Source organism: Streptomyces bikiniensis, assembly GCF_000716625.1.
In the GTDB taxonomy this organism is placed as follows: domain Bacteria; phylum Actinomycetota; class Actinomycetes; order Streptomycetales; family Streptomycetaceae; genus Streptomyces; species Streptomyces bikiniensis.
This window is the reverse complement of sequence record NZ_JNXJ01000005.1, coordinates 146,686-167,754: the sequence shown is the minus strand read 5'-3', so window position 1 is coordinate 167,754 and position 21,069 is coordinate 146,686. Positions and strand designations below refer to the sequence as shown.

The 21,069-nt window shown below is 74.0% G+C and carries 21 protein-coding genes and 1 pseudogene; 14 read left to right on the top strand and 8 right to left on the bottom strand.

Annotation, left to right across the window (positions count from 1 at the left end):
• Positions 1–170: 170 nt before the first annotated feature.
• The 3 genes and pseudogenes from OO47_RS05125 to OO47_RS05115 all read left to right on the top strand — a co-directional run bounded on the left by OO47_RS05125 (position 171) and on the right by OO47_RS05115 (position 2,789).
• Entirely contained in the window at positions 171–1,088 is a 918-nt protein-coding gene (locus OO47_RS05125) for a recombinase family protein (protein WP_030212694.1), read from the top strand.
• 15 nt (positions 1,089–1,103) lie between these two features.
• Positions 1,104–1,997 (top strand): annotated as a pseudogene (locus OO47_RS05120) (ADP-ribosylglycohydrolase family protein); the annotation flags it as partial.
• Between the two features lie 3 nt (positions 1,998–2,000).
• A complete protein-coding gene (locus OO47_RS05115) occupies positions 2,001–2,789 on the top strand; it encodes a nucleotidyltransferase domain-containing protein (protein ID WP_030212699.1) in 789 nt (262 codons plus the stop codon).
• Here OO47_RS05115 and OO47_RS05110 read toward each other — a convergent pair.
• Both OO47_RS05110 and OO47_RS05105 read right to left on the bottom strand, forming a co-directional pair.
• Positions 2,769–3,458, bottom strand: a complete 690-nt coding sequence (locus OO47_RS05110; protein ID WP_030212702.1) for a nucleotidyltransferase domain-containing protein — start codon at positions 3,456–3,458, stop codon at positions 2,769–2,771. The two genes, OO47_RS05115 and OO47_RS05110, sit on opposite strands and share 21 nt — an antisense overlap.
• A gap of 10 nt (positions 3,459–3,468) precedes the next feature.
• Positions 3,469–3,960 carry a Rieske (2Fe-2S) protein gene (locus OO47_RS05105; protein WP_030212704.1) on the bottom strand — a complete coding sequence of 164 codons (492 nt, stop codon included), beginning with the start codon at positions 3,958–3,960 and terminating at the stop codon, positions 3,469–3,471.
• A gap of 221 nt (positions 3,961–4,181) precedes the next feature.
• Here OO47_RS05105 and aroH point away from each other — a divergent pair, with 221 nt between their 5' ends.
• The 5 genes from aroH to der all read left to right on the top strand — a co-directional run bounded on the left by aroH (position 4,182) and on the right by der (position 8,698).
• Complete coding sequence (gene aroH / locus OO47_RS05100) at positions 4,182–4,544, top strand: chorismate mutase (protein WP_030212707.1); 363 nt, start codon at positions 4,182–4,184, stop codon at positions 4,542–4,544.
• A complete protein-coding gene (locus tag OO47_RS05095) occupies positions 4,541–5,629 on the top strand; it encodes a prephenate dehydrogenase (RefSeq protein WP_030212710.1) in 1,089 nt (362 codons plus the stop codon). The genes aroH and OO47_RS05095 overlap by 4 nt, the downstream gene beginning before the upstream one ends.
• A gap of 130 nt (positions 5,630–5,759) precedes the next feature.
• Complete coding sequence (cmk, locus tag OO47_RS05090) at positions 5,760–6,455, top strand: (d)CMP kinase (protein WP_030212713.1); 696 nt, start codon at positions 5,760–5,762, stop codon at positions 6,453–6,455.
• Between the two features lie 80 nt (positions 6,456–6,535).
• Positions 6,536–7,180 (top strand): lysophospholipid acyltransferase family protein, encoded by a 645-nt coding sequence (locus OO47_RS05085; RefSeq protein ID WP_030212716.1) that lies wholly within the window; start codon positions 6,536–6,538, stop codon positions 7,178–7,180.
• Positions 7,181–7,249: 69 nt separating this feature from the next.
• The gene (gene der / locus OO47_RS05080; protein WP_030212719.1) at positions 7,250–8,698 is read left to right on the top strand and encodes a ribosome biogenesis GTPase Der; all 1,449 of its coding nucleotides are present in this window, start codon (positions 7,250–7,252) and stop codon (positions 8,696–8,698) included.
• Positions 8,699–8,779: 81 nt separating this feature from the next.
• On the opposite strand, the gene OO47_RS05075 is transcribed toward der, so the two are convergent.
• Positions 8,780–9,061, bottom strand: coding sequence for a hypothetical protein (locus OO47_RS05075; protein ID WP_033208105.1), 282 nt, complete (start codon positions 9,059–9,061; stop codon positions 8,780–8,782).
• A 212-nt stretch (positions 9,062–9,273) separates the two neighbouring features.
• Positions 9,274–10,056, bottom strand: coding sequence for a hypothetical protein (locus tag OO47_RS05070; protein ID WP_030212731.1), 783 nt, complete (start codon positions 10,054–10,056; stop codon positions 9,274–9,276).
• A gap of 216 nt (positions 10,057–10,272) precedes the next feature.
• On the opposite strand from OO47_RS05070, the gene OO47_RS05065 reads away from it, so the two are divergent.
• The 4 genes from OO47_RS05065 to OO47_RS05050 all read left to right on the top strand — a co-directional run bounded on the left by OO47_RS05065 (position 10,273) and on the right by OO47_RS05050 (position 13,849).
• Entirely contained in the window at positions 10,273–10,875 is a 603-nt protein-coding gene (locus tag OO47_RS05065; protein ID WP_030212734.1) for a LysM peptidoglycan-binding domain-containing protein, read from the top strand.
• A gap of 124 nt (positions 10,876–10,999) precedes the next feature.
• Positions 11,000–12,274 (top strand): glycosyltransferase family 4 protein, encoded by a 1,275-nt coding sequence (locus tag OO47_RS05060; protein ID WP_030212742.1) that lies wholly within the window; start codon positions 11,000–11,002, stop codon positions 12,272–12,274.
• A 78-nt stretch (positions 12,275–12,352) separates the two neighbouring features.
• Complete coding sequence (locus OO47_RS05055) at positions 12,353–13,342, top strand: helix-turn-helix transcriptional regulator (protein ID WP_030212744.1); 990 nt, start codon at positions 12,353–12,355, stop codon at positions 13,340–13,342.
• A gap of 291 nt (positions 13,343–13,633) precedes the next feature.
• Positions 13,634–13,849, top strand: a complete 216-nt coding sequence (locus tag OO47_RS05050) for an I78 family peptidase inhibitor (RefSeq protein ID WP_030212747.1) — start codon at positions 13,634–13,636, stop codon at positions 13,847–13,849.
• 92 nt (positions 13,850–13,941) lie between these two features.
• Here OO47_RS05050 and OO47_RS05045 read toward each other — a convergent pair whose 3' ends face one another.
• The gene (locus tag OO47_RS05045; RefSeq protein WP_407696284.1) at positions 13,942–14,760 is read right to left on the bottom strand and encodes a phosphatase PAP2 family protein; all 819 of its coding nucleotides are present in this window, start codon (positions 14,758–14,760) and stop codon (positions 13,942–13,944) included.
• A 470-nt stretch (positions 14,761–15,230) separates the two neighbouring features.
• Here OO47_RS05045 and OO47_RS05040 point away from each other — a divergent pair, with 470 nt between their 5' ends.
• Complete coding sequence (locus OO47_RS05040) at positions 15,231–16,970, top strand: MFS transporter (RefSeq protein ID WP_030212752.1); 1,740 nt, start codon at positions 15,231–15,233, stop codon at positions 16,968–16,970.
• Between the two features lie 42 nt (positions 16,971–17,012).
• Here OO47_RS05040 and OO47_RS05035 read toward each other — a convergent pair whose 3' ends face one another.
• Positions 17,013–17,444, bottom strand: a complete 432-nt coding sequence (locus OO47_RS05035; RefSeq protein WP_030212754.1) for a cell division protein SepF — start codon at positions 17,442–17,444, stop codon at positions 17,013–17,015.
• A gap of 371 nt (positions 17,445–17,815) precedes the next feature.
• Here OO47_RS05035 and OO47_RS05030 point away from each other — a divergent pair, with 371 nt between their 5' ends.
• The gene (locus OO47_RS05030; RefSeq protein WP_030212756.1) at positions 17,816–19,081 is read left to right on the top strand and encodes a DUF5685 family protein; all 1,266 of its coding nucleotides are present in this window, start codon (positions 17,816–17,818) and stop codon (positions 19,079–19,081) included.
• A gap of 61 nt (positions 19,082–19,142) precedes the next feature.
• Here OO47_RS05030 and OO47_RS05025 read toward each other — a convergent pair whose 3' ends face one another.
• A complete protein-coding gene (locus OO47_RS05025; protein ID WP_030212758.1) occupies positions 19,143–20,120 on the bottom strand; it encodes an ABC transporter substrate-binding protein in 978 nt (325 codons plus the stop codon).
• Positions 20,117–20,614: a GNAT family N-acetyltransferase gene (locus OO47_RS05020; protein WP_030212760.1), complete on the bottom strand. Its 498-nt coding sequence runs from the start codon at positions 20,612–20,614 to the stop codon at positions 20,117–20,119. Before OO47_RS05020 ends, OO47_RS05025 begins: the two co-directional genes overlap by 4 nt.
• Between the last annotated feature and the right edge of the window lie 455 nt (positions 20,615–21,069).

Here is a 21,069-nt window from a genome sequence, read left to right as displayed (position 1 = left end):
CTCTCCGCCTGTCGGGAAAGGATCGAATGAAGACAGGAGCGGTCCGCGTCCAATGAACCCGGACTTTCCGGGGCCTCACGGCGGCCCGGATCCAATGAGATCCGATGGCCGTTGAGGACAGGGTTAGATGACACCCGAGGTCCGATGGGGCGGCAGAAGCGAGGGACAGCGTGGCCAATCTCGTCTACAAGCGGGTGTCGACCGACCAGCAGTCGACCGACCGCCAGAACCTCGTCCTTCACGAGGCCGGAATCGAGGACCCGGTCGTCTTCGAGGAGGAGGCCGGCACCTCCAGCCGCCTCCACCCACTGGAGCGCCCGAAGTTCGGCGACCTGCTCACCTACGCGCGGCCGGGCGACACCGTGCACATCTCCGAGATGTTCCGCCTCGTACGCGGCACCGGGCACATCCTCGACGTGCTCGACGTCCTGCACCGCGACCGTCTCGCCCTGCGCATCCACGACGGGGCGTTCTCCGGCATGGACCTCACCGCCCGCCACCCGCGCACCGGCGAGCTGCTGTCCACCGTGAAGTTCATGGTGCAGACCCTCGCCGCCGCCGGCGAACTCCAGCGCGACCTCCAGCGCGAGCTGACGTACGACGGACTGCGCGCCGCCGAGGCCAAAGGCAACAGGGGCGGGCGCCGGCCCGCCCTCGCGGGCGAGACGGTCACCGACGTACGCACCGCATACCTGGAGGGCCAGTCCATCGCCGCCTTGGCCCGCGAGCAGGGCGTCAGCCGCGGCGCTATCCGTACCGCCGTCGCCGATCTCCTGCCCGAGCACGTCACCGACGAAGCTGTCCCGCCCCCGGAACTGCTCGTCACCCTCGACGTGCCCGGCAAGGTCGCCGACTTCCTCCGCACCGCCGAGCTGGACGACGCCGAGCGAGCCGCGCTCGACCAGGGCCAGGCCGTACGACGCGGCACGGGCTACACCCTCCGCGTCACCACCGTGCCAGCAGTCCACCGCCAGCTCCTCGATCGCTGCCAGGTCCTCGACGGAGCCGGGGCGATCCCCGCCCAGCGCAAGGCTCGCCGCGAGTACGAGAACCGCGTCAACGCTCTCGTGGCCGGGAACCCGCGCTGAGAGCGATTCGCTCGCTCCAAGATCATCCCGTGGCGGGTTTCTGGCGTATCTGGGTCATGCCCCCAGATGGCCCTCGCCTTCGCCCGGGGCATCCGCACGGCCATGGACCGGGGCGTCCTCGCCCCGAGGCGCCTCGCCCGGTCGGTGCGCGAGGAGTTCGTCGACTGGTACCGGTCGCCGGAGAACAACCGCGCCCCCGGCCGCACCTGCATGGTCGCCTGCCAACTGCTGACGACCGACGTGCCCTGGCAGGACGCCGGCCAGATCCATTCCAAGGGCTGCGGCGCCAACATGCGGGTCACCCCCATCGGTCTCGTCCCCGGTCTGAGCGACGAGCAGCGGGCGGGCGCCGCGCAGCTCCAGTCGGCGCTGACCCACGGCCACCCCACCGCGCTCGCCGCCTCCGACCTGACCGCCCGCGCCGTGCACCTGCTCGCGCGGGGTGTGGACCCGGCCGGACTCGTCGGACAGCTCCGCTCGTACGCGTACGAGAACCGCTCCCGCTACCACGAGGAGTGGCTCGGGGACCTGTGGACCCGCTCCCAGCACCCCTCCGCCCGGCACTTCACCGAGCGCGGCTGGGACGAGTGCCTGGCGGTCCTGGAGCGCCTGGACGCCGTCCAGCGCACGGCCGACCCGGAGCTCGACCCCTGCACGTACACCGGCGACGGCTGGGTCGCGGAGGAGGCCCTGGCGACCGGGCTGCTCTGCTTCCTGCTCTTCCCCGGCGACCCCCTCACCGCCCTGCGCCGGGCCGCCTGCACCCGGGGCGACTCCGACTCGATCGCCGCCCTCGCGGGCGCCTTCGCCGGGGCCCACCTCGGCGCGGACGCCTGGCCGGCGGAGTGGGCGGACCGCGTCGAGTACCGGAGCGACCTCCTCGCCTTCGGCGCCCTCTGGGACGCTTGAGCCATGACGCTCGCCCTCGATCCCTCGCAGCTCGACCCCTCCCGGGGCACGGACCTGTCCGCCGTCGTGGCGGAGCAGCCCGACCCGCTCCTCTTCGCGACCGTCTCGGGCGCGCACCTGTACGGGTTCCCGTCCCGCGACTCGGACGTGGACCTGCGCGGCGCGCACCTGCTGCCGGCCGAGGCGCTGGTCGGGCTGCGCGAACCGGAGGAGACCCGGAGCCGGATGTGGGACCGCGACGGGGTCGAGATGGACCTGGTCACCCACGACCTGCGGAAGTTCGCCCGCCTGATGCTGCGCCGCAACGGCTACGTCCTGGAGCAGCTCACCTCCCCGCTGGTGGCGCACACCTCCGACGTCCACGCGGAGCTGGTCGCGCTCGTCCCCGACGTGCTCACCCACCACCACGCGCACCACTACCGGGGCTTCGCCGGGACGCAGTGGCGGCTGTACGAGAAGAGCGGCGAGCTCAAGCCCCTGCTCTACACCTACCGGGCCCTGCTCACCGGCATCCACCTGATGCGGGCGGGCGAGGTGCAGGCGCACCTGCCGACCCTGGTGGAGGAGGTCCCCGAGGCCCCCGCCCGGATCCCCGGCCTCGTCGCCGCCAAGGCGGCGGCCGAGCACGGGCGGGCCGAGGTGGACCCCGAGGCCGTACGGGCCGAGACGGAGGCCCTGCACGCGGTCCTGGACGAGGCCCGCGCCGCCTCCCGCCTCCCGGATGCGGTCCGCGCCCACGACGCCCTGCACGACCTCGTCGTACGGGCCCGGCTACAGCTCCCGCAGGGCTGACGCGCGGCGGGCGCGGGCCAGGAAGTCCTCCACGCGCGCGCGGTCCGGTGCGAGGGGCAGCGGGGAGGCGTCGTGGGCCCGGTCGGCCTCCTCCTGGAGGCGGTTCATCCAGGACTCGACCTCCGGCCAGGCCACTTCGCCGCGCCTGACCGCGAGGAGGCGGTCGCGGTCCTCCCCGACGCCGATGCTCAGCTCGCCCGTGCGCAGCAGGTCGCGGCAGCTCGCCAGGAGCCGCAGCAGGTGCATGGCGTGCTTCCAGCGCGGCTGCCCGTACTGGCGCACGTCCGCGTCCAGCTTGCGGCGCTGGCCGCCCGCGTACCGCACGAACGTCCGGTGCGCCTGCCGGGAGAGGAAGGCGCCGCGCAGCGCGACCAGCTCGCGGCCGAGGTCGTCGGCGTACTCGACCACGGGGGAGTGGAGGCACTCCAGGACGTTCGGGTTGTTGCGCAGGGCCAGCTCGCAGAAGCGTTCCAGCTCCCAGCTGAACTGCTCCGGGGCCGGGCCCTCCACGTGTGCCGGGGGCTTGTCGAAGCGCCAGAAGAGCGGCGTCGGGGCCAGGTAGACGCCCCGGAGGTCCGTGTCGCTGCCCTCGGTCGCCAGACCGAAGGCGCGCGATCCCATCACGCAGGAGTAGATCGTGTGCTCGCGCACCAGCTCGTCCGGAGTCATGCCGGGCAGGCTACGCGAGGGTGATCGTTTCACCCGAGACGATAATCTGCTCGGCGGGGAGCGGGCGGGTGGCCGGGCCCGTCACCACCGAGCCGTCCGCGACACGGAACTTCGAACCGTGGCAGGGGCAGTCGATGGTGCCGTCCGCGACCTTGTCCACCAGGCACCCCTGGTGGGTGCAGACCGCCGAGAACGCCTTGAACTCGCCGGCCGTCGGCTGCGTGACCACCACCTTCTCCTCCCGGAAGACCGTTCCGCCGCCGACCGGGATCTCGGAGGTCCTGGCCAGCGCCTCGCCGTCCTCCTCGGGGGCCTCCGGGGTGTCCGGGGTGTCCGGGGAATCGGGGGCCTCCGGCGTCTCCGGGGCGTCCGGCGCCTCGGGGGTGCCCGCCGTCGTACCGCCGTCGCCCCCGTCCCCGCCCCCGTCCGAGCCGCAGCCCGTCGTCGTCAGGGCCGCGGCGGCGAACAGGACGGTGCGGCGGCTCGTGCTGTGGGACGTCATGGCGCCAGCTTGGCCACGCGCCCGCCGCCGGGTCCCGCGACACGCCTGCGCCCGTACCCCGGGTGGCGGAGCGCGCGGGTGCGCGTGGCACCGGCCCCCTTCTCCCGTACGCCCGCCCCGTCCCGTACGCCCGCCCCGTCTCGGAGAGCGGGCGCCGTCCTCCCCGGCCCCCGCCGCTGACTAGGCTGAACGGAGCACTGACGCAGGCGAAGGAGCACGACGTGGCGGTACGAGCGGTCCGAGGCGCCGTCCAGCTGGACCGGGACGAGGCCGGGCACATGCGCGAGCGGGTCGAGGAGCTGCTCACCGCCGTCCTCGAACGCAACGGCCTCACCGCCGAGGACCTCATCAGCATCTGGTTCACTGCCACGCCCGATCTGCACAGCGACTTCCCCGCCGCCGCGGCCCGGCACACCGGGATCGTCGACGTCCCCCTGATCTGCGCCCAGGAACTCGACGTCGAGGGCGCCATGCCGAGGGTCGTCCGGCTCCTCGCCCACGTCGAGACCGAGCTGCCCAAGCCCCGGATCGCGCACGTCTACCTCGGTGCCGCGGCCGCCCTGCGCAAGGACATCGCCCAGTGAGAACAGCGCTCGTCATCGGAACCGGCCTGATCGGCACCTCCGCCGCCCTCGCCCTCGCCGGGCGGGGCGTCACCGTCCACCTGCGCGACCACGACCCGGCCCGCGCCCGCACCGCCGCCGCGCTCGGCGCCGGCACCGACGAGGCGCCCGAGGGCCCCGTGGACCTCGCCGTCGTCGCCGTGCCCCCCGCCCACGTCGCCGCCACCCTCGCCGAGGCCATGACCACCGGCCTCGCCCGCGGCTACCTGGACGTCGCCAGCGTCAAGGGCGGACCGAAGCGGGAGCTGGAGGCCCTGGGCCTCGACCTCACCGCGTACATCGGCAGCCACCCCATGTCCGGCAAGGAGCGCTCCGGCCCGCTCGCGGCCACCGCCGACCTCTTCGAGGGCCGGCCGTGGGTCCTCACCCCGACCCGGGACACCGACACCGAGGTCCTGAACCTCGCCCTGGAGCTGGTCGCCCTCTGCCGGGCCGTTCCCGTCGTCATGGACGCCGACGCCCACGACCGGGCCGTCGCCCTGGTCTCCCACACCCCGCAGCTGGTGTCCTCCATGGTCGCCGCGCGCCTGGAGGAGGCCGACGAGTCGGCCGTGCGCCTCTGCGGCCAGGGCATCCGCGACGTCACCCGGATCGCCGCCTCCGACCCCCGCATGTGGGTCGAGATCCTCTCCGCCAACCCCGGCCCCGTCGCCGACGTCCTCTCCGGCGTCGCCGCCGACCTCGACGAGACCGTCCGCGCCCTGCGCTCCCTCCAGTCCTCCGACGAGGACGAGCGCCGGGACGGCGCCACCGGCGTCGAGGACGTCCTGCGCCGCGGCAACGCCGGCCGCTCCCGCGTCCCCGGCAAGCACGGCGCCGCCCCCGCCGCCTACGAGACCGTCGCCGTCCTCATCAGCGACCGGCCCGGCGAGCTGGCCCGGATCTTCGCCGACGCGGGCCGCGCGGGCGTCAACATCGAGGACGTCCGCATCGAGCACGCGACCGGCCAGCAGGCCGGCCTGGTCCAGCTCATGGTGGAGCCCTCGGCCGCCCCGGTCCTCGGCACCGCCCTCCAGGAACGCGGCTGGGCGCTCCGTACGGGCTGACGCGGCCCGCCCCCGTGCGCGGCCGCAACCGGGCTGGGCCGAACGGGTGCGTGGGACTCGGTAACCTTGGGGGAAGCCCGTCGCGACCCCGCCGGGTCCTGCCACCCCACCCCAGGAAGGTGTTCCCACCGTGGAATCCGTGATCGTCGCCATCGACGGGCCGTCCGGCACGGGCAAGTCGAGCACCTCGAAGGCGGTCGCCGCCAAGCTGGGGCTGAGCTACCTCGACACCGGCGCCCAGTACCGGGCGATCACCTGGTGGATGATCAGCAACGGCGTGGACGTCTCCGACGCCGGGGCGATCGCCGCCGTCGCCGCCAAGCCGGTCATCGTCTCCGGCACCGACCCGTCCCGGCCCACCATCACCGTGGACGGCGTCGACGCCTCCGGCCCCATCCGCACCGAGGAGGTCACCTCCAGGGTCAGCGCCGTCAGCGCCGTCCCCGAGGTGCGCGCGCTCATCACCGAGCTCCAGCGGACCATCGCCCGGGGCGCCGAGCACGGCATCGTCGTCGAGGGCCGGGACATCGGCACCACCGTCCTGCCCGACGCCGACCTCAAGATCTTCCTCACCGCCTCGCCCGAGGCCCGCGCCGCCCGCCGCTCCGGCGAGCTCAAGGGCGCCGACGTGCGCGCCACCCAGGAGGCCCTGGTCAAGCGGGACGCGGCCGACTCCAGCCGCAAGACCTCCCCGCTCGCCAAGGCCGACGACGCCGTCGAGGTCGACACCACCGACCTCACGCTCGACCAGGTGATCGAGTGCGTCGTCACCCTGGTGGACGAGCGGCGCGGCCGGGACGCAGCGCAGGCCGAGGCTTCCGAGTGAGGAACGAGCGAGGGCGACTCGGCGGGAGCGGAGTCGAGGCGGAGCGCGACCACAGGCGCGGAGAAGCGGGCGGCCGTCAGGTGACCGTGCCCTCCGCGAAGGGCGCCGCCGTCGGCCGGGGCATCGGCATCGGGCTGATGTACGGGCTGTGGAAGCCGCGCGTCCTCGGCGCCTGGCGGGTGCCGGCCTCCGGCCCCGCCATCCTCGCCGTCAACCACGCGCACAACATCGACGGCCCCATGCTCATGGGCACCGCCCCGCGCCCCGTGCACTTCCTGATCAAGAAGGAGGCGTTCGTCGGCCCGCTCGGCGGCTTCCTGGAGGGCATCGGGCAGCTCAAGGTCGACCGGGACAGCACCGACCGCACCGCGATAGCGGGCGCCCTGGGCGTCCTGGAACAGGGCGGCGTCCTCGGGATCTTCCCCGAGGGCACCCGGGGCGAGGGCGACTTCGCGTCGCTGCGCGCGGGCCTCGCGTACTTCGCGGTCCGCAGCGGCGCGCCGATCGTCCCGGTCGCCGTCCTGGGCAGCACCGACCGCCGGGGACGGCTCGTCAAGGCCCTGCCCCCGCTGCGCGGCCGCGTGGACGTCGTCTTCGGCGACGCCTTCGAGGCGGGCGACGGCTCCGGCCGCCGCACCCGCAAGGCGCTGGACGAGGCCACCGTACGCATCCAGGGGAAGCTCACCGCCCACCTGGAAAACGCCAGGCGCCTCACCGGGCGCTGAGCGAGACTTTCAGTAGTGGAACCCGTCGACCGGGAACCACCGACCACGAATGATCGAGGAACGGACTTCATGAACGACCAGTACGACCACGGGGCACTTGGCGACGCCGAGTACGCGGAGTTCATGGAGCTCGCCGCGGAAGAGGGCTTCGACGCCGAGGAGGTCGAGGGCGCGATCGAGGAGGCCGGGCACGGCCCGCTCCCCGTCCTCGCCGTCGTCGGCCGCCCGAACGTCGGCAAGTCGACCCTGGTGAACCGCATCATCGGACGCCGCGAGGCCGTCGTCGAGGACAAGCCGGGCGTCACCCGCGACCGCGTCACCTACGAGGCCGAATGGGCCGGCCGCCGCTTCAAGGTCGTCGACACCGGCGGCTGGGAGCAGGACGTCCTCGGCATCGACGCCTCCGTCGCCGCCCAGGCCGAGTTCGCCATCGAGGCCGCCGACGCCTGCCTCTTCGTCGTGGACGCCACCGTCGGCGCCACCGACACCGACGAGGCCGTCGTCAAGCTGCTCCGCCGCTCCGGGAAGCCGGTCGTCCTCGCCGCCAACAAGGTCGACGGCCAGTCCGGCGAGGCCGACGCCGCCATGCTCTGGTCCCTGGGCCTGGGCGAGCCGTTCCCGGTCTCGTCGCTGCACGGCCGCGGCACCGGCGACCTCCTGGACGAGGTCCTCAAGGTCCTGCCCGACGCCCCCGAGCAGCGCTTCGGCAACGCCGTCGGCGGCCCGCGCCGCATCGCCCTCATCGGCCGCCCGAACGTCGGCAAGTCCTCCCTGCTCAACAAGGTGGCGGGCGAGGACCGGGTCGTCGTCAACGAGCTGGCCGGCACCACCCGCGACCCGGTGGACGAGCTGATCGAGCTCGGCGGCGTGACGTGGAAGTTCGTGGACACCGCCGGCATCCGCAAGAAGGTCCACCTCCAGGAGGGCGCGGACTACTACGCCTCCCTGCGGACCGCGGCCGCCGTCGAGAAGGCGGAGGTGGCCGTCATCCTCATCGACACCACCGACAACATCTCGGTCCAGGACCAGCGCATCATCACGATGGCGGTCGATTCGGGCCGCGCCATCGTCATCGCCTACAACAAGTGGGACGAGCTGGACGAGGAGCGCCGCTACTACCTGGAGCGCGAGATCGAGACCGAGATGCAGCAGGTCTCCTGGGCGCCCCGGGTCAACGTCTCCGCCAAGACCGGCCGCCACATGGAGAAGCTGGTCCCGGCCATCGAGACCGCCCTCGCCGGCTGGGAGACCCGCGTCCCCACCGGCCGGCTGAACGCCTTCCTCGGCGAGATCGTCGCCGCCCACCCGCACCCGATCCGCGGCGGCAAGCAGCCCCGCATCCTCTTCGGCACGCAGGCGGGCACCAAGCCGCCCCGGTTCGTCCTCTTCGCCTCGGGCTTCCTGGAGGCCGGCTACCGCCGCTTCATCGAGCGCCGCCTCCGCGAGGAGTTCGGCTTCGAGGGCACCCCGATCCACATCTCGGTCCGGGTGCGCGAGAAGCGCGGCCGCAAGAAGTAGGACCGCACACGGCCGGGGGCCGGGACCCGCATCGGGTCCCGGCCCCCGGCCGTGCGGTTCCTTCCGGGACCAGGGGCCCCTTCAGAGCCCTCCGCGGGGCCCCGGCGGCAGCGCCGCCCGGTGAATCTGCGGAGGCGGTGGCGCCGGGGCGTGCGCCGCCCACGCCGCGGGCGGCGCCGCGTGCCGCCGCCCCTGCCCGGATCCGCCCGCGCCCAGCGTCGTGCCGAAGGCCCGGAAGGCCAGTCCCTCCTCGCCGCTGCGGTCGCCCGGCAAGGTGCGGAACGACCTGCGGTACTCCGAGTACAGGGCGTCGTAGATCGGCGTGGGCGAGGGGCCCGCCGTGACGTCCGACGCGGGGCGCATGGAGGGGATCTGACTCGGATGCGGTGGGGAGAAAGGGTCGTATGGGTGCACGTAGGTGCCAACGACCCCGCCGCCCGTCGGATGCGGGCGGCTCTCCGAAAGGGCCGCCCGCCGAGGGCGCGGCACGGTCGGAGCACCCGGTCCCGGCGTCCCCCGCTCCGCCGGCACACCGGCGACCCGCACCCACCCCGAGCCCCGCCGCGCGTCCTTCGTCACGTGCCGGCCAGCGGCATCGCGGCGGCCACCAGGCGCCCGTTCGCGGCGGCCTTCTCCAGGGCGTCGCGCAGCAGGTCCTCGCGCGGCTGCTGGCCGATCGAGCCCACCGGGGCGGCGAAGACCAGGACCGTGTGCGACTTGTTGGCCGCCGTGCGCCAGCCGTCGGTGACCTGGAGCGGCTGGTGCGCCTGCCACCAGGCGGCCTGACCGGCGCCGCCCGGCCCCGGCTGGAGCACCGAGTGCAGCTGGCCCATGGCGACCAGGACCGACCAGCCCGGCAGTACCGCCGGCTTCGTGTCGAGGTCCATGACCTGCTGGAAGCCCTGCTCGGCCAGGAGCGGCAGGAACTCGTCGACGAGGCCGTCCGACCCCGGGCGGGCCACCGGGGCGGTCGGCTCCACCACCAGGGCCGGGTGCAGCTCGCCCTGGATCAGGACGAGCCCGCTGGTGACCCCGAGCACGGCCTGCTCGGGGTGGGAGGCGGACAGCGCGTCGGCGGCGTCCGAGGCCGTGATGGAGGCGACGGCGCCCTGGAGCTGCTCCTCGGCGACCCGGACGACCTGCGACGGGATGCAGCTGGCGTGGGCGAACGCGAGGACCGCCGTCTCCTCGCCGACGAACAGCACCGTGCTGGTGCGCTCCTGCTCGGAGTCCCCCGGCGTGCGGCAGGAGGTGCAGTCGTAGTTGCCCGGGGCGTTGTCGCCGTCGAGCAGCCGGTCGGCTTCTTCGTCGCCGATCTCGGCGCGTACGTCCTCGCTGACGTCGAGCATGCGCGGCACGGGGGGCTCCCTGGACTCGGTACGGGCGGACGCCGGGCCGTTCCCGGTCGTCTCATGCCGAGTTCAACGGGCCAGGCTCGGCCGGGGTCACGCGCGGATGCGGGGCAAGTTGCCGCCGGGGCCCGGGGCGGGAGGGTGCCGCCGACCGGGTGGGGTGTCGGCGGAGTCCCGCGCGGCACGGGCCGGGGGCGCCGGGGGGCTGCCTAGCCTGCGTCGATGTCGAAGATCAGATTTTTGACGGCCGGCTCCCTCGTGGCGGCCTCCGCGGCCGCGCTCCTCACCCTGGCGCCGGCCCCCGCCCAGGCGCAGGCGCAGACACGGGCGCAGACCGCCACCGCACCCCGTACGACCGCGGCCACCGCACCCCGTACGACCGCCGCCTCCGTGCCCGCGTACGCCTGTGCCGCGGACCAGTGGCCGTGGGGCTGCGTCGCCGAGTGCGAGAGCAGCGGGCGCTGGCACGTCAACACCGGCAACGGCTTCTACGGCGGCCTCCAGTTCTGGCAGCCCACCTGGGTCGAGCACGGCGGCCTCGCCTACGCCCCGCGCGCCGACCTGGCGACCCGCGCGCAGCAGATCAAGGTCGCCGAGGAGGTGCTGCGCACCCAGGGCTGGGGAGCCTGGCCCGTCTGCTCCAAGCGGTACGGCCTGAGCGGGCGCGTCCACACCGTCCAGCCCGGCGACACCCTCGGCTCGATCGCCCGCCGCTTCGGCGTCAAGGGCGGCTGGCAGGCGCTCCACAAGGCGAACCGGAGCCTGATCGGGGCCGATCCGAACCGGATCGCCGTCGGCATGATGCTGCGCATCGCCCCGCTCTGACGCCCCGTCCGGACGGCCGCCGGAGCGTCCGGTGTCCGTCCGTCCGACCGTCCGTGAGCACCGGCGCCGCCCGGCAAGTACAGTCGGGCGACCGACCAACTGACCGGGGGGAACCGGCAGCGCGATGCGTATCTCCTTTCTGCTCCACAACGGCTACCACTACGGCGGCACGATCCGCACCACCTTCACGCTCGCCGAGGAACTGGCGGAGCGTCACGAGGTCGAGATCGTGTCGGTGTTCCGCCACCGCGACCGCCCCCTGCTCGACCTGCCCGCCGGGGTGACGCTGCGCCACCTCGTCGACCTGCGGAAGGACAGCCCCGGGTACGACGGGGAGCACCCCGACTTCCACCGCCCCGCCCGGGTCTTCCCGCGCGGCGACGGGCGGTGGAAGCAGTACAGCGCGCTCACCGACGCCCGGATCGGGGAGCACCTGCGCGGGGTGGAGACCGACGTCCTGGTCGCCACCCGCCCCGGGCTCAACGTCCACCTCGCCCGGCAGGCCCGTCGGGGGCCCGTCCTGATCGGCCAGGAGCACCTGACCCTGGACGGCCACACCTACCGGCTGCGCCGGGACATCGCCCACGAGTACGCGCTCCTCGACGCCGTCACCACGGTCACCGAGGCCGACGCGCGCGCCTACCGGAAGCTGGGGCTTCCCGGCGTACGGATCGAGGCCGTGCCCAACAGCGTGCCCGCGCCCTCGCTGCCGCCGGCCGACCCGGCGGCGAAGACGGTCGTCGCGGCGGGCCGGCTGACCCGGGTCAAGCGGTACGACGTGCTGATCGAGGCCTTCGCGCGGGTGGCCGGGGACCACCCCGACTGGAAGCTGCGGATCTACGGCTCCGGGGACGCCGTCCAGAACCTCAGGGCCCCGCTCGCCCGGCTGATCGAGGAGCGGGGCCTCAAGGAGCGGGCCTTCCTCATGGGGTCGGTCACCCCGCTGGAGCCGGAGTGGGTCAAGGGCTCGATCGCCGCCGTGACCTCCCAGCGCGAGTCCTTCGGCATGACGATCGTGGAGGCGATGCGCTGCGGCCTCCCGGTGGTCTCCACCGACTGCCCGAACGGGCCGCGCGAGATCATCGAGGACGGGGTCGACGGGCGGCTCGTGCCGGTCGACGACGTGGCGGCGGTCGCGGGTGCGCTGCGGGAGCTGATCGAGGACGACGAACTGCGGGCGAAGACGGCGCGGGCGGCCCTCGCCGCCTCCGAGCGCTTCGACCCGGCCCGGATCGCGGCCCGGCACGAGGCGCTCTGGACGGAACTCCTCGACCGGGGCGCGGGCCGCCGCACGCACTCACCGGCGCGGACGGCGCTCCACCGGGGCGTGGGCCGGGCCGTTGACGCCGTCTACGCCCAGAAGGCCCGGGCGGGCCGCCTGGTCCGCCGCTTCCGCTGATCCGACGGGGCCCGGCCGGGAACGGGCGGTTCGTATCGAGGACCGCAGCTGTCCGCGAGGGGTGTCAGACTCGGGCGCATGTTGGAGACCTCCGCACGGCTGCTGCGTCTGCTCTCGTTGCTCCAGGCCCATCGCGAATGGTCCGGCGCCGACCTCGCCGACCGGCTCGACGTCACGCCGCGCACCGTGCGGCGGGACGTCGACCGGCTGCGGGAGCTCGGCTATCCCGTGCACGCGACCCCCGGCACCGGCGGCGGCTACCGGCTCGGGGCCGGGGCCGAGCTGCCGCCGCTCCTCCTCGACGACGAGGAGGCCGTGGCGGTCGCGGTCGGGCTGCGCGCCGCCGCGGGGCAGGGCGTCGAGGGCATCGGCGAGAGCTCCGTACGCGCCCTGGCCAAGCTGGAGCAGGTCCTGCCGGGCCGGCTGCGGCGGCGCGTCGGGGCCCTGAACGCCTTCACGGTCCCCCTGCTGCGCACCCCGGACGAGCGGGTCGACCCGGAGGTCCTCACCGACCTCGCCCACGCCTGCCGGGACAGCGAGCGGCTCCGCTTCGCCTACCGGGACCACGGCGGCTCCACCACCCGCAGAACCGTGGAGCCGCACCGCCTGGTCTGCACCGAGCGGCGCTGGTACCTGGTCGCCTGGGACCTGGACCGGGCCGACTGGCGTACGTTCCGGGTCGACCGGATCGAGCCCACCCCGCCGCACGGCCCCCGCTTCCCGCCCCGCGAACCGCCCGCCGCGGACCTGGCCGCCTATGTGGCGAAGGGCGTGTCGAGCCGTGCCTACACGACGGAGGGGACGGTCCGGCTGCTGGTGCCGCTGGCCGAGGCCGCCGGGGCCGTCGGCCCGCTGCACGGGGTCCTGGAGGCCGACGGGGAGGGCACCTGCCTGCTGCGGACGGGAGCGCACGGCCTCGACGTCCTGCTGATCCACGTGGCGATGCTGGGCTTCGACTTCGAGGTGGTCGAGCCGCCGGAGCTCACCGGGCAGGTCCGCGAGCTCAGGGACCGCCTCTCCCGCGCCCTCGACCGGGCGGACGGCGGCGGGCCCCGCGCGGGCTCCTGACGGGTGCTCCCGGATGTTCGGGCGGCGTAAGCATGGTGTGAGGAAAGCGTGAGCGCCCCGCGCGGGCACCGCCGGAACAATTCGCGGGGCCCGCGCGGCGGAAGGGAATTCCCCGCGCCCTATCGGCCCTTCGCGGCCCCGCGCGGGAAGGGCCGGACGTTCCCCGGAAATCACCGGAGAAGCACCGGGGAAGCGGCGGTTAACCGCCCGCGCGCAGAGCGCGGAGCGCGGCGGACATATGTCGAGAACCTGTGACACAAGCGTGACCGGCAAGGTACTAACGTGAGACTCATGGCACCCACATCGCGCACTCCCGAACCGCCCCGCGACGCCCCCGAGTCCTATGTGGGCCTCGACGCGGAAGGCGCCGAGCAGCTCGCCAGGACCCGGGGCTGGAGCGTCGTCCGCACCCTGCCGCCCGGCTCGATCATCACCATGGAGTACCTCTCCGGGCGCATCAACTTCGAGGTCCAGGACGGCGCCGTCACCCGCTGCTGGCTCGGCTGACGCCCGCCCCCGGACGCGGAAGGGGCCCCGGCCGACCCGGCCGGGGCCCTTCTTCGCGCAGGATTCCTCGTGCACGGGGGAGGCGCGGGGTCTCAGCCCCCGGTCGCCGGGGTGCGCCGGCCGCTGGCCACCCCCACGGGCTCCCGGGCCGGCTCCTCGGGGCCGGGCGGGCGCGTCGGGAAGAACCCCGGCCGGGGCCCTCCGGACGCCACCGGCAGCGAGGGCACGAGCCGACGGCGGTCCCGCAGCCGCTCCCGGACCCGGTCGCGCGCGGCGAGGATCCACGACTCCGCCACGGCCAGGACCGGCTCGCACCAGGGCAGCGCGAGCAGGACCAGGAGGCCGGCCGCCCAGCCGAGCAGCACGTCGCTCAGCCAGTGCGTGCCCAGGTAGACGGTGGTGAGGCCGACGCCGAGCGCGACCACGGCGGAGAGCGCCGACAGATAGCGCCGGGCCCGCGGGGTGGTCGCCAGATAGGCCAGGATTCCCCAGGTCACGACCGCGTTGGCGGTGTGACCGGAGGGGAATATGTCGCCGCCGGCGAAGAGCTCGGCGGAGCCGACCTGCGTCGCGTAGTGGGGTCCGAGCCGGCCGAGTCCGAGCTTGACCGAGCCGACCGAGACGTTGAGCAGCAGGAGGGCGGCGCCGAGACACAGCAGGGGGCGCAGGGTGTGCTGGCGCCAGGAGCGCCAGCCCAGCCAGGCGGCCACCATGACGGCCGTGGGGCCGCGCTGACCGAGGACGACGTAGTAGTCGAGGAAGGCGTGCAGCTCCGGCCACTGCTGGTAGGGCCGGAACAGCATGATCTTCCAGTCGAGGGTCACCAGCCAGGTCGAGAGCAGCACGGCCACGACGATGGCGAGATAGAACGCCGACGTCCCGCCGAAGAGGGCGAGACGCGTGCGGGTCATCCCCGGGACCTCTATCTTCGGCGGTTCCGGCTCCCGGTCCAGCCGGGCAAAGATGTCGGTACGCACCCAATCGACGTTACAGGGAGTGAGAAGCCGACCCCGTCAAACCGCTCCCTTCGTGATGACGATGTGATGTGGAGTGCGTCTCGTGGGCCGCTCATTACCGACGTCCGTCCGGAAATCGGATGACCTGCGGATCCATTCCCGAAGAGGCGTTCCGGAAGAATGTTTGAGCGCCCGGGAATTGTGCCGAACGGGTGCCCGCGCGGAATTCCGCACGGCCCGCGGACCGCCCCGAGTGGCGTACGCCACACCCGTGCCCCCGCCGGGGTGAGAGGTCCACCACGCGCTCGACGCTTGAACTCGCGTACGCTGGCGACTCGCTCGCCCGTCGATGCCGGGCCGCTCCGGGGGAGGCAACCCCTGGTCGGGGCCCACCGAGCGCGAGAGTTCCACCGGGAGGTACGTACATGTCGCGGACGAACACGGCCCCAGCACGACCCCGTGCCGCCGCGGGCGGTGGTGCCAACCGCTGGGTCGTCCTCGTCGTCCTCTGCGTCAGCCTCCTCCTGGTCGCCCTGGACGCGACCATCCTCCACGTCGCCGTCCCCTCGCTCACCGAGGACCTGCGGCCCGGCTCCACCGAGCTGCTCTGGATCGTCGACGCCTACCCCCTGATCTGCGCCTCGCTCCTGATCCTCTTCGGCACCCTCGGGGACCGGGTCGGACGGCGCAGGGTCCTGCTGCTCGGCTACGCGCTGTTCGGCGTCGCCTCCGCGGTCGCCGCCCTCGCCACCGAGCCCTCCGTCCTCATCGCGGCCCGCGCGCTGCTCGGCGTCGGCGGCGCCATGATCATGCCCGCCACGCTCTCCATCCTCCGGGCGGTCTTCCCCGACCGGCGGGAGCGCGCCACCGCCATCGGGATCTGGACGGCGGTCGCCGCGATCGGCGCCGCCACCGGTCCGGTCCTCGGCGGCTTCCTCGTCGAGCACTACTGGTGGGGCTCCGTCTTCCTCATCAACATCCCGCTGATGGCGCTGATCCTGCCGCTCGGCCGCCGCCTGCTGCCCGAGTCCCGGGGCGCCGCCGACGGCCCCTGGGACGTCCTCGGCGCCCTCATGGCCGCGGCCGGCGTGCTCGGCTGCGTCCTCGGCGTCAAGCGCGCCGGGGCCGGCGACCCGCTGCTCGCCCTGCCCACCGCCGGGCCGCTGCTGCTCGGCGCGGCGCTCCTCGTCCTCTTCGTGCGGCGCCAGAAGCGGCGCCCGCACCCGCTGATCGACACGGGCCTCTTCGCCCGCCCCGCCTTCACCACCTCGGTCGGCTGCATCGTCCTCGCCATGCTGGCCCTGGTCGGCCTGGAGCTCATCGCCGTCCAGTACCTCCAGCTGGTCCTCGGCCTCAGCCCCCTGGAGACCGGTCTGCGGCTGCTGCCGCTGACCTTCGCCGCCATGGCGGCCGGCGCCACCGGCTCGTACACCCTGCGCAGGATCGGGCCGCGCCGGATGGTCGGCTGGGGGTTCGTGCTCACGGCCGGTGCCGTGCTGCTGCTCGTCCTCATGGGGGAGCACGACCGGCCGCTGCTGCTCACGGTGGGCTTCGTGCTGCTCGGCTTCGGCCTGCAGACCACGCTCTTCTCGGCGTACGAGTCGATGCTCAGCGAGGCGCCGCCGCGGAGCGCGGGCGGCGCGGCGGCGATCGGCGAGACCTCGTACCAGCTCGGGGCCGGCATGGGCATCGCGCTGCTCGGCAGCGTGATGAACGCGGCGTACGCCCCCGGTCTCCGCGGGGTCCCCGGGGTGCCCGAGGAGGCGGGCCGGGCCGCCGCGAACTCGCTCGGCGAGGCCTACAAGGTGGCCGAACAGCTCGGCGGAACGGCCGGCGGGGCCCTGCACCAGGCCGCCCGGCAGTCCTTCGTGAGCGGTCTGCACGTCACGCTCTGCGTGAGCGCCGCGCTGCTGCTCGCCGGCGCGGTGATGGCCCTGCGCCTGCCCCGCGTCATGGAGTGCCCGGTGGACCCCGGGGGGCCCGGGGAAGCGGAGCGCCCGGAGGCGGCCGTGGAGGCCGCGGACGTGCGGGCGGTCCCGGACGGTCCGCCGCGGAGCACGGAGCGCGTCGGGAAGGCGGGGTCGCCCGGGGCGGCCGAGCCGCGGGTGCCCGCGACCCGGGAAGCGATCGAGCCCGCCGGCTCGGGGGGACGGCCGGCGCACTGACCCGACGCGTCGGGAGGTGTCCGGGCGGACCGGCGGACCCGCTCAGCTCTGGTTGAAGAAGCCGTCCTGCGGGCGCCGGCCGGACTCGCTGACGACCTGGGTGTCGGCTGGGGTCAGCAGGAAGACCCGCGTCGCCACGCGCTCGATCGAACCGCGCAGGCCGAAGGCGAGACCGGCGGCGAAGTCGACGACGCGCTTGGCGTCGTCCGGCTCCATCGCCGTCAGGTTCACGATGACCGGGACGCCGTCCCGGAAGAGCTCGCCGATGCCCCGCGCGTCCCGGAAGCCGGCCGGGGAGACGGTGGCGATCCGGCGGCCCCGCTCCTCGGCGGTGTCCGTGGCCACCCGGACCCGGGGGTCCGTCACCCAGGCGTCGCCGCTCTCGGCACCGTCGGCGTACTCGTCGTCGTAGTAACGCTCGTCGTTGTCCTCGACGAGTCCCAGCCAGGCACTTGCCTTGCGCACCGATCCCATCGACGCCTCCTTTCAACGCGGTCACTTGTGGTTCCGCATGTCCCCATCGTCGTCCATGATGCGGATCGCGCGCCAAGCGGATAAGCGCCGTGCAGGGGATTCGTGACGGTACTGGTGCAGAACGTGAGGGCCCTTTCCTGGCGATTCGTCAGGAAACGTGCGGTATGCGGTCCCTGGCGAGGGGCCATGCAGATGAAAATATGAAAGTCGTGCCGGAAGAGTGACGATGGGCGCGTACGGGTGAACGGGACCGCTCGCTACGATGCCGCGAGGCCGCTCGGCGGTCCTCCGTACGGTCCTCCGTACGACCTTGCGCACCGGTCCCCGGGCGGCCTCCGGGCGGCCCCGGCCCACGACTCACGGGGGAGTCCTTGTTCGGAATCGTCAGACCCTGCACGCACCGGCTCACCGACGACCTCAAGGTCGAGTGGATGGCCCACCTCTGCGGCCTCTGCCTCGCGCTCCGCGCCGACCACGGCCAGTTCGCCCGGGTCGTCACCAACTACGACGGGCTCATCGTCTCGGTCCTGACGGAGGCTCAGACCGGCGCCGTGGCGAGCGGCCGCCGCACCGCCGGGCCCTGCCCGCTGCGCGGCATGCGGACCGCGCCCGTGGCCCGGGGCGAGGGGGCCAGGCTCGCCGCCGCCGTCTCGCTCGTCCTCGCCTCGGCGAAGGTACGGGACCACGTCGCCGACCGGGACGGCCTGTTGGCGCGCCGGCCCGTCGCCGCCGCGGCCCGCCGGGTCGCCCGCTCCTGGGACCGGGCCGGCGCCAGGACCGGCCGCGACCTCGGCTTCGACACCGCCGTCCTCGTCGACGCCGTCGACCGCCAGACCGGCATCGAGGCCGTCGCCGGGACCGGCACGTCCCTGCTCGCCGTCACCGAGCCGACCGAGACCGCGACCGCCGCCGCCTTCGCCCACACCGCCGTCCTCGCGGGCCGCCCGGAGAACGCCGCGCCGCTCGCCGAGGCCGGCCGCCTCTTCGGCCGGCTCGCCCACCTCCTCGACGCCGTGGAGGACCAGGCCGCCGACGCGGCGAGCGGCGCCTGGAACCCGCTCACCGCGACCGGCACCTCCCGCGAGGAGGCCCGCCGGCTCGCCGACGACGCCCTGCACGGCATACGCCTCGCCCTGAAGGACGCCCGGTTCGCCGACGGCAAGCTGGTCCACGTCCTGCTCGCCCACGAACTGCGCACCTCGGTGGACCGCGCCTTCGGCACCACCACCTGCTCGCACGGGGCGCACGGCGCCGGGCAGGGGCCGGTGCCGGGGAACCCGTACACCCCCCAGGGGCCCGGGCCCGGCAACCCGTTCGCGCCCGGACCCGGCGGCCCCGGCGGACCGGGCGGACCCTACGCCCCGGGGCCCGGCGGTCCCGGCGGGCCGTTCCCGCCCGGACCGCCCGGCCGGCGCGGACTGATCGCCGGCTGCGCCCTCTGGGTCGGCCTCGCCTGCACCTGCCAGATGTGCTGCGGAACGTACGAGGACCCCTGGAGCCGGGAGCGGCGCGACGGCCTCTGCAATCAGTGCGACCCCGGGGACTGCTGCGACTGCTGTGACTGCTCCAGCAACTGCTGCTCCTGCGGTGGGGGGGACGGCGGCTGCTGCGACTGCAACTGCGGCTGCGACTGCTGACGGGACGTCGGAGGGGCCCCGCCGGGAAGCCCCGGCGCGGGTTCCGCCGGGGCCCGCACCGCTACTGCTCCGGCGCGGGGATCTCCGGCGGGGAGATCCGCGAGCGCTCGATGCCCGAGCCCGTCACCCCCCACTTCTCCAGGATCCGGTCGTACGTCCCGTCGGCCTTCAGGCCGTTCACCGCTGCCTGGAAGGCCGGAGCGAGCGGGGTGCCCTTCTTGAAGGCGAAGCCGACGTCGAGGCGCCGGTACTCGTTGAGGAACTTCATGCCCTTCTGCTGCGTCACCGCGTACCGCAGGCCGTTGATCGTGCTCATCACGACATCGCTGCGGCCCTGCTGGAGCGCCATCCAGACGGCCCCGGTCTGGTTGTAGACGTCGATCCCGTACGGCTTCTTCCCCTCCGCCGCGCACCGGCCCCTGTTCTCCTCCAGGGTCCGCTCGAAGGTGGTGCCGGCGTCCACCGCCACCTTCAGGCCGCACAGCTGGGTGAGCGCGGTGATCTCCTTCAGCGGACTGTCGGCCCGGGCCGCGAAGCCCTGCCCGTCGTTGACGTACGTGACGAAGTCGATGGTCTTCCGCCGCTCCTCGGTCACGCCGAAGTTCCCGGTGCCCACGTCGTACTTGCCGCTGCCGAGGGCCGGCAGGATCGCCTCGAAGCCGACCGCCTCGCGCTTCGCCTCCAGGCCGAGCGCCTTGGCCACCGCCGCGGTGAAGTCGGCGTCCACCCCCACCACGGTCCTGCCGTCGGGCAGGTAGGACGAGCTGGGCGGAGAGCCGACCGAGGCGGCGACCGCGAAGCTGCCCCGCTCCCGCACGTCGGCGGGGAGCAGCTTCGCCGCCGCCTCGTTCTTCTCCACCCCCGCCACGACGTCCTCCGTGGGCAGCGCGTCCTTCGCCCCGCCCGGGACGCCCGAGGCCCCGGCCGGAGCGGTCGCGGGATCACCGCCCGCGCAGGCGGTGAGGCCGAGCGCGGCGGCGGTGATCAGCGCGAAGACGACGGTGGCGCGGGCGTGGCCGGAACTCGTGCGCGTACTCATGGCTTCGGGTTCTCCAGGAACTTCTCGAACGGCAGCGGGCCGATCGTCTCGGGATCGGCGGACACGTCGAAGAGCGGTCGGTAGCCGCTCGCCAGGTAGAGGCCCCTGGCCTCGGGCTGGCGCGGTCCGGTCGTCAGGTGGATGCGGGAGTAGCCGCGGGCGGCGGCCTCCCGTTCGAGCACGGTCAGGACGCGGCGGGCGAGCCCGCGCCTGCGGTGCGCCGAGTGGGTCCAGATCCGCTTCAGCTCGGCGGTGCGCTCGTCGTAGCGGCGGTAGGCGCCGCCCGCCACGGGCAGGCCCTGCTCCAGGAGCAGCAGGAAGGCGCCGTGCGGAGGGGCGAACTCCTCCGCCGGATAACGGCTCAGATCGTGCGCGGAGCCGTACCGGGTCGTGTACTCGTGTGCCAGCTCGTCGAGGAGCGGGTGCGCCAACGGGTCGTCGGTCGTGGTCCGGCGCACGGACAGCGCGGACTCACGACTGGGCGTGAGAGGCATGCGTCTCTTTCGGACAAGAGAACCGGGAGAACCGGGAAAGGGGAGGGGCGAGGGGAGGGAAGCTCAGTGCCGCACGGGTGAAGGAAACGCCGCCGGCGGCGTCGGAAGGGACACCACGGGCGGGGAAGGAAGCGGAAGGAGACGCAGGGGTCGGCTCAACAGGAAGAGGACCACACACGACCGAAGTCGATGTGGGAGCGCGTGACCAGCTGCTGCGAAGGCATGGGCCCAGTGGAGCAGGCATCCGTTTCCCCGTCAACCGCCGTGAGACGAACGGCTCATATACCGGACGGACTTGACAGGACTCCGCTCGACGGCCGTAGCCTCACGGGGCGGACACCGGGCTGAGGGGCCCGGTCCCGCGCTCGCCGCTCGCCGTGCGTGTGAAGGTGCACCCGCGAGGACGCCCCGCGCGTTCCCGCCGGAACCACCACCGCCTCCTCCCCGTGGGGAAG